The following is a 680-nucleotide window of genomic DNA, read 5'->3' as shown; positions in this document are numbered from 1 at the left end:
GCTGTGGAAATTCACACTTAGACAGTTTGGCATAAAGTTGTTGCTGTCTAAGGGTTGACAAAACTATCCTTAAATGTTCTTCATGATCAGCCTCATTCCGTGAATATATAAGAATATCATCTATGAACACAATCACAAACTTATCCAAGAATTCACGAAACACTCTATTCATCAAGTCCATGAAGGCTGCAGGTGCATTTGTCAAACCAAACGACATCACAAGGAATTCATAGTGTCCATAACGGGTCCTGAAGGCTGTCTTAGGTATGTCACTATCCTTAACCTTCAATTGGTAATACCCTGAACGCAAGTCAATTTTCGAAAATACCTTAGCTCCTTGTAATTGGTCAAACAAGTCATCAATACGGGGCAAGGGGTACTTGTTCTTAATTGTCAACTTATTTAGCTCCCTGTAATCTATGCACATTCTTAGGGAACCATCTTTCTTCTTAACAAACAAAACAGGTGCACCCCAGGGAGAACTACTAGAGCGGATAAATCCCTTGTCAACTAACTCCTGCAGTTGGACCTTCAATTCCTTTAGTTCAATAGGTGCCATGCGGTAAGGGTTCTTAGATACAGGCAAGGCCTCAGGATATGTATCAATTACAAATTCAATTTCCCTATCGGGTGGTAATCCCGGCAAGTCATCCAAAAAGGCTTCGGGGAATTTCCACAGC

At 40.9% G+C, this 680-nt stretch carries 1 protein-coding gene; it reads right to left on the bottom strand.

Annotated features, from left to right (window positions below):
- The coding region (locus D5269_RS18115; RefSeq protein ID WP_166545254.1) for a reverse transcriptase family protein at positions 1-680 on the bottom strand (680 nt) is incomplete at both ends.

Origin of the sequence: Anaerotruncus sp. 1XD42-93, from assembly GCF_009917605.1 — a bacterium.
Classification (GTDB): domain Bacteria; phylum Bacillota; class Clostridia; order Oscillospirales; family Ruminococcaceae; genus Anaerotruncus.
Note: the sequence above shows the minus strand (reverse complement) of the source record. Positions and strands in the feature narration are given on the sequence as shown.